6 protein-coding genes are annotated in these 7,006 nt (G+C 64.0%); 4 read left to right on the forward strand and 2 right to left on the reverse strand.

Features of this window, described 5'->3' with window-relative positions:
* Nucleotides 1-12 precede the first annotated feature (12 nt).
* Nucleotides 13-843 (reverse strand): ABC transporter substrate-binding protein, encoded by an 831-nt coding sequence (locus APH44_RS04105; protein ID WP_054891422.1) that lies wholly within the window; start codon nt 841-843, stop codon nt 13-15.
* Between the two features lie 395 nt (nt 844-1,238).
* Between APH44_RS04105 and APH44_RS04110 the strand changes: the two genes are divergently transcribed.
* The 4 genes from APH44_RS04110 (at nt 1,239) to APH44_RS04125 (ending at nt 5,602) form a co-directional block, all read left to right on the forward strand.
* A complete protein-coding gene (locus tag APH44_RS04110) occupies nt 1,239-3,296 on the forward strand; it encodes a carbon starvation CstA family protein (protein WP_054891423.1) in 2,058 nt (685 codons plus the stop codon).
* Nucleotides 3,297-3,307: 11 nt separating this feature from the next.
* On the forward strand, nt 3,308-3,511 hold the full coding sequence (locus APH44_RS04115; protein WP_054891424.1) for a YbdD/YjiX family protein: 204 nt from the start codon (nt 3,308-3,310) through the stop codon (nt 3,509-3,511).
* Between the two features lie 106 nt (nt 3,512-3,617).
* Nucleotides 3,618-4,973, forward strand: a complete 1,356-nt coding sequence (locus APH44_RS04120) for a cache domain-containing protein (protein ID WP_054891425.1) — start codon at nt 3,618-3,620, stop codon at nt 4,971-4,973.
* Nucleotides 4,970-5,602, forward strand: a complete 633-nt coding sequence (locus APH44_RS04125) for a response regulator transcription factor (RefSeq protein WP_054891426.1) — start codon at nt 4,970-4,972, stop codon at nt 5,600-5,602. The genes APH44_RS04120 and APH44_RS04125 overlap by 4 nt, the downstream gene beginning before the upstream one ends.
* Before the next feature lie 184 nt (nt 5,603-5,786).
* Here the strand turns inward: APH44_RS04125 and cprA are convergent, their stop codons facing one another.
* Nucleotides 5,787-6,935, reverse strand: a complete 1,149-nt coding sequence (gene cprA / locus APH44_RS04130; protein WP_054891427.1) for a cationic peptide resistance protein CprA — start codon at nt 6,933-6,935, stop codon at nt 5,787-5,789.
* Nucleotides 6,936-7,006 lie beyond the last annotated feature (71 nt).

The following is a 7,006-nucleotide window of genomic DNA, read 5'->3' on the forward strand; positions in this document are numbered from 1 at the left end:
CGACGCTCCTGCTTACTGCGCTGGCGCTTGAGGATTCTGGCCCAGGGCCTGGGCCACTTCGGCTGGGCTGGGCTCGCCAAGGTTGTAGCGGCTCAAAAGCGTCTGGTATTCGCCACTGTGCTTCATGGCCTCGAAGCCCTGGCGCAGTTCAGCGAGCAGCGCATCGTTGCCCTTGCGCACCGCCAGGCCGATGACTACGGGGTAGATCAGCTCGTGGGAACTGATCACCACCCGACCCTTGAGCTTGTCGGCGGTGATGGCCGCCACTGCGGCGTCTTCGAACTGTACGTCGACCGCCTTGGCCAGCAGGGCCTGGGCTGCCTCCGGGGAAGTGGGGAATTCACGCGAGTCGATCGGCGCCTGGCCGTTGGCCTCGCAGTGGCTTTTGGATAGCGCCATCAGCTTGGGAATCCACGACCCACCCTTGATCGAGCCAATGCGCTTGCCGCACAGGTCCTGGGGCGCTTGCGGGCGGAAACTGTCATCGGCACGCACCATCAGCGAGGCACCGCTTTTGAGGTAGGGCAGGAAGTCGACCTGCGCTGCGCGCTCCGGGGTGACGTAAAGGGCCGAGGCGACCACATCGAAGCGTCGAGCGTTGACGCCCATCACCAGGTTGGCAAAGCGGGTGTCCTGAAACTGGAGAGCGAGCTTGAGGTGCTGGCCGAGCAGGGTCATGAACTCGGGATCGAAGCCGGCAGGCTTGCCTTGGTCGAGGTAGGTGTAGGGCGGGTAGGTGAGGTCCGAGCCGATGGACAGGCGATCGGACTGCAAGGTGCTGTCGGCGGCCTGTGCGGCGGCACTGAGGGTCAGGGCGAGGGTGAGGGCTGTTGCTCGGGACATGAAGGACGCTCCACTTATGATTGTTCAACAATCGTTGTGGAATCATTTATCAATACTCGTGCCAATGATGGCCCTGGGGGATTGGGAACTGCCCGCGAATATCTGCAGCGCCTGCTTCGCGGGCAAGTCGCAGCGGCGAACCGCCGCTCCTACAAAAGTACCGCATCATCCACAAGGCAATGCCCCGCTTCGATCCTGTGGGAGCGGGCTTGCCCGCGAAAAGCGCACCGCAACCGTCACTGATACCCCATCTACGTAGTTCTACGTAGTACTTACGCGTAGTACTGCGAATGTTCTTGTGGACCCAGTGCGCCGACAGTGTCGTCGTCCCTACCCGGGCACCCACAAAAACAAAAACCGTCGCCGGCACACCCGTCGCGACAGGAGAAATCCCGATGACCAAACTGGCTACCCGAATTGCCTGGTTCGCCATTGCCTTGCTGGGCGCATTCGCGCTGGGCACCGTGGCGTTGCGCAGGGGCGAAGCCATCAGCGCCCTGTGGATCGTCACCGCAGCAGTCGCCATCTACCTCGTTGCCTACCGCTACTACAGCCTGTTCATCGCCAACAAGGTGATGCAACTGGACTCCACTCGCGCCACCCCGGCCGTGCTGCACAACGACGGGCTGGACTACGTACCGACCAACAAGCACATCCTCTTCGGCCACCACTTCGCCGCCATCGCCGGCGCCGGCCCGTTGGTCGGCCCGGTCCTCGCCGCGCAGATGGGCTACCTGCCCGGCACGCTCTGGCTGATTGCCGGTGTGGTACTGGCAGGGGCCGTGCAGGACTTCATGGTCCTGTTCATCTCCACCCGCCGCAATGGCCGCTCCCTGGGCGACCTGGTACGCGAGGAAATGGGCTCGATCCCCGGAACCATCGCGCTGTTCGGCACTTTCCTGATCATGATCATCATCCTTGCGGTGCTGTCGCTGATCGTGGTCAAGGCCCTGGCCGAGAGCCCCTGGGGCATGTTCACGGTGATGGCGACCATCCCGATCGCCATGTTCATGGGGGTGTACCTGCGCTACCTGCGCCCAGGGCGCATCGGCGAGATCTCGGTAATCGGCGTGCTGCTGATGCTTGCATCGATCTGGGGCGGCGGTCTGGTTGCCGCAGATCCGGTGTGGGGCCCTGCGTTCACCTTCACCGGTGTGCAGATCACCTGGATGCTGATCGGCTATGGTTTCGTCGCCGCCGTGCTGCCGATCTGGCTGATCCTGGCACCACGCGACTACCTCTCGACCTTCCTCAAGATCGGCACCATCGTCGCGCTGGCCATCGGCATCCTGGTGATCGCGCCTGAGCTGAAGATGCCGGCCATCACCCAGTTCGTCGACGGTACAGGCCCCGTGTGGAAGGGCGCGCTGTTCCCGTTCCTGTTCATCACCATCGCCTGCGGCGCGGTGTCGGGCTTCCATGCGCTGATCAGCTCCGGCACCACGCCCAAACTGCTGGCCAACGAAAGCCATGCCCGCTACATCGGCTACGGCGCCATGCTGATGGAGTCGTTCGTGGCGATCATGGCCATGGTCGCCGCCTCGGTGATCGAGCCAGGTGTGTACTTCGCCATGAACAGCCCGGCCGCCGTGGTCGGTGGCGATGTGGTCACCGTGGCGCAGACGGTCAGCAACTGGGGTTTCACCATCACCCCGGAAATCCTCCATCAGACCGCGACCGACATCGGCGAGCACTCGATCCTGGCCCGTGCCGGTGGTGCGCCGACGCTGGCGGTGGGGATCGCGCAGATCCTGCACCAGGCGCTGCCGGGTGAGAACACCATGGCCTTCTGGTACCACTTCGCGATCCTGTTCGAGGCGCTGTTCATCCTGACCGCCGTGGATGCCGGTACGCGTGCTGGGCGCTTCATGCTGCAGGACCTGCTGGGCAACTTCGTGCCTGCCTTGAAGAAGACCGACTCCTGGACCGCCAACGTGGTGGCCACCGCTGGCTGCGTGGCGATGTGGGGCTGGTTGCTGTACCAGGGGGTGATCGATCCACTGGGCGGCATCAACACCCTGTGGCCGCTGTTCGGCATCTCCAACCAGATGCTGGCCGGCATCGCCCTGATGCTCGCCTCGGTGGTGCTGATCCGCATGAAGCGCCAGCAGTATGTCTGGGTCACCTTGCTGCCGGCCGTATGGCTGCTGATCTGCACCACCACCGCGGGCCTGATCAAGCTGTTCGACCCCAACCCAGGCATGGGCTTCCTGGCGCTGGCGCGCAAGTACAGCGATGCCGCCGCAGCCGGGCAGGTGCTGGCACCTGCCAAAGACCTGGCGCAGATGCAGCATGTGATCTTCAACGCCTACACCAACGCCGTGCTGACCGGGTTGTTCCTGTTCGTGGTGCTGAGCATCCTGTGCTTTGCCGTGAAGGTCGGCCGGCGAGCCTGGGTCAAGCCTGAGCGCAGCGACAAGGAGTCGCCGTTCCAGCCAATCCCCGACGCCTGAGGAAAGCTGCGATGTTCAACAAACTGAGCAAGATGGGCAAATGCATGGGGCAGGCCGCGCGCATGCTGGTCGGCATGCCCGACTACAACACCTACCTCGAGCATATGCAGGCCCATCACCCCGGCGAGCCGGTGATGAGCCGCAAGGCGTTCTTCCGCGAGCGCCAGGACGCACGCTACAACGGTGCCAGCGGACGTCCGACGCGTTGCTGCTGAATTGATTGCGGTGTAAAAGGGGCGCCACGCTTGTCGTGGCGCCCTTGTCATTTGTCGGGGCCGCAGGCGAAGCTGACGCCGCGCCGCCCCCGCAACCGGAGTGACCATGCAACTCAAGCACAAGATCGTCACGCTCAGTGTCTTGCCGCTGATCGTGTCGGTGCTGTTCATCTGCATCCTGGTGTTCGCCCAGAGCCGCAAGCTCGAGGAGGACCAGGCGCGCCTGGTCGAAAGCAGCATCATGGCGGCGAAGAAGGCCGAGCTGAAGAACTACCTGGGCCTGGCCATGAGCTTGATCGCGCCGTTGTACGACAGCGGCGCCGACGATGACGACACCCGCCAGCGTGCCTTGCAGATACTGTCGCGGGCCAGTTTCGGCCTGGACGGCTACTTCTTCGTCTACGATCGCCACGGCAAGAGCCTGATGCACCCGCGCCAGGCCGAACTGGTGGGCAAGGACCTCATCGGCATGACCGACAACAAGGGCCTGCTGGTCATCCAGGCGCTGCTCAAGAGCGCCGAACGCGGTGACGGCTACCAGCTTTATGACTGGCAGAAGCCCTCCACCGGGCAGTCCACCGGCAAACTGGCCTATGTGGTGATGCTCGAGCGCTGGGGCTGGATGCTCGGCACCGGTATCTACATCGACGATGTCGAGGTGGCCACGCTCAAGTCGCGTCAGGAGGTGGCCTCCGGCGTGCTGACCACGGTGCTGGCGATCGCGTCCTTCTCGTTGCTGGCGGTACTGGTCATCTTTGCCGGCGGGTTGATGCTCAATGTCAGCGAGCACCGCCTGGCCGATCGCAAGCTGTCGGCGCTCAACCAGCGTATCGTCGACCTGCAGGAGGAGGAGCGTTCGCGGGTGGCGCGCGAACTGCACGACGGCATCAGCCAGGAACTGGTGTCGATCAAGTTCCAGTTCGAGCTCGCCGCGATGGAGCTGGACAACGGCCGTGCCGGCGGGCTGGACAACCTGCGCAACGGCACCACTCGCCTGGCTTCGGCGATCGGTGAGGTGCGGCGGATCTCCCATGACCTGCGCCCCTCGCTGCTCGACACCCTGGGCCTTTCGCCGGCCATCGACCAGCATGTGCGCGACTTCGAGCAGCGCACTGGCATTCGTACCCAGTACGAGTGCGGGCTGACGGACATCGAGGTGGATGCCGAGCTTTCGCTGACGCTGTTCCGTATCATCCAGGAGGCGTTGGCCAATGTTGACCGCCACGCCAAGGCCAGTGTCGCGATCATTTCCATCTCTGCCCACGACGGGGTGCTGGTACTGCGCGTGGAGGACAACGGCATGGGCTTCGACCCGAGTGCGGCGTACGAAAGCCACGGCATTGGCCTGCGCAACCTGCGCGAGCGGGTCGAACATCACCAGGGCAGTTTCAGCATTGCGTCGTCTGCCGGGCGCACCGAGCTGCAGGTCCAGATACCCATGAACAACCCGAGGCTTGCATGAGCGAGACCACACCAATCCGCATTGCCCTGGTCGACGACCATGTGCTGGTACGCGACGGCGTCAAGGCACTGCTGGGCGCGATTGCCCATTTCCAGGTGGTCGGCCAGGCCGAATCCGGCGCCCAGGCGCTTGAGCTGGTGGCGTCGCTGGAGCTGGACATCCTGCTGGTGGATGTTGGCCTGCAGGACATGAACGGCCTGGAGCTGACCCGCCGCCTGTGTGGTTTGTACCCCGGCATCCGGGTGCTGATGCTGAGCATGTACGACAACCAGGAGTATGTGCGCACCTCGATCACGGCGGGGGCGAGGGGCTATGTGCTGAAGAACGCACCCTCCACCGAGCTGATAGCCGCGATCGAGGCAATTGCTGCCGGTGGCAGTTTCTACAGCCCGGAAATCGCCCGCAAGCTGGTCAGCAGCGGGCGCGACGAGAACGATCTGACCCCGCGTGAGCTACAGGTGCTGGCGATGATCGCCAGGGGTAGCAACAACAAGGAGATGGCCCGGGAGCTGGGCATCAGCGTGCGCACGGTGGAGACCTTCAGGCTGAGCATCCGGCGCAAGCTGAATATCGATACCCCAGCGGCACTGGTGAAGTACGCGCTGGAGCATGGGTTGGTGACGATCTGAGGCAGCGCTGCCCCAGGACTATGGCTCTGCGGCAAAGCCGATGCCATCCACCGCAGTGTGCTTTTCGCGGGCAAGCCCGCTCCTACAGAACTGCACCGCTCAGGTTTTGCGGGCAGCGACTGGCTTTCCCGCTCGATCGTGGGAGCGGGCTTGCCCGCGAAGGGCTCACCCGCGAAGCGCCTGCTTACTTGAAGTCCCACTGCATCTGGGTCGCGATGCTCACGCCGCTGGAAGAGCGTACGCACACATCCAGGTAGTCGGTGAAGCGCGGCGGCACGGCAATGCCCTCATCGAGCAGGCGGCGGTTGTCGAACAGGTAGTTCAGGTCGGCAAAACCGCTGTACAGGCGCAGGGCCCGCAGCACCAGGCGCGGGTTGGCCGGGCCGATGCGCGACTCGAAGCTGGCGGCCAGCTCCTTGAGGTTGTCGACATCGATCTTGCGGTAGCGCTCGCCCACCGGCGCGGCACCATTGGCCAGGGCGAACGCCTGGTCGATCTCGGCGAAGGTACAGGCCGAATCATGCCCGGCGGAGATGTGGTAGAGGTCGTGGCTCAGGCGCGGCTTGAGGGTCAGGCCGATCAGCGCCTCGGCGCAGTAGTCCACCGGAATCACGTCGATCTGTTCGTCGAGGCCACAGGTGAAGCTTTCCAGGGCGAAGCCCATGCGGAACACCCAGAAGATGCTGCCAGAGGCCTGGCAACCCAGGCTGCGGTGACCGACCACGATCGAGGGGCGTGCCACCACCAGCGGCAGGGCCGGCAGTTCCTCGCGCATGCGTCGTTCGATCTCGGCCTTGGAAGCGGTGTAGTCCACCAGTTGCTGTTCGGCGTCCGGGAACTCCCAGGACTCGCTGATCGGCGATTCTCGCTCAGGGCCGCAGCACATGGCTGTGCCCACATGGAGGAAACGCTTGAGGCGTTTGGAGCGGCTCATCACCTCGGCGAAGGCGAAGGTGCCTTCGACGTTGACTGGCCAGATGGTCGGGTTCTTCGAGAACGACGCCACGGCAGCGCAGTTGATGACCCGGTCGACGTCCAGCAGTCGCGGCGTTTCGCGCGCCAGCCAGGAGGTGTCGAGGAAGTCACCGCAAATGATCTGCTCTGCGTTCAGCGCCAGGCATTCGGCATGGCTGACGCCATGCTGTTGCAGGTTGCCGCGCAGGCGCTCCAGCCCTTGCCCGGCGTTTTCGGCGCGGACCAGGAACACCAGTTGCGGGCCTTGGCCGTTGGCGATCAGCTGGGCGACGACCGACCCGCCGAGGAAGCCCGTGGCGCCGGTAATCAGGATGCGTTCGGGGGTAGCGGTAAAGGTGATCGGTGCGTGCGTGTTCATACATTTCCTCAAGACGGGTAAGTCATCCGCAGTTCAATGTTAAGTGGCGACATCGAAACGTTGAAATGAGG

The sequence above is a fragment of the Pseudomonas sp. NBRC 111143 genome (assembly GCF_001320965.1).
GTDB classification, from domain to species: Bacteria; Pseudomonadota; Gammaproteobacteria; order Pseudomonadales; family Pseudomonadaceae; genus Aquipseudomonas; species Aquipseudomonas machongensis.

Coding starts and splice junctions, on each gene's coding strand:
- cprA (WP_054891427.1), bottom strand. CDS start 6,935: ATGAACACGCACGCACCGATCACCTTTACCGCTACCCCCGAACGCATC.
- APH44_RS04115 (WP_054891424.1), top strand. CDS start 3,308: ATGTTCAACAAACTGAGCAAGATGGGCAAATGCATGGGGCAGGCCGCG.
- APH44_RS04105 (WP_054891422.1), bottom strand. CDS start 843: ATGTCCCGAGCAACAGCCCTCACCCTCGCCCTGACCCTCAGTGCCGCC.
- APH44_RS04120 (WP_054891425.1), top strand. CDS start 3,618: ATGCAACTCAAGCACAAGATCGTCACGCTCAGTGTCTTGCCGCTGATC.
- APH44_RS04125 (WP_054891426.1), top strand. CDS start 4,970: ATGAGCGAGACCACACCAATCCGCATTGCCCTGGTCGACGACCATGTG.
- APH44_RS04110 (WP_054891423.1), top strand. CDS start 1,239: ATGACCAAACTGGCTACCCGAATTGCCTGGTTCGCCATTGCCTTGCTG.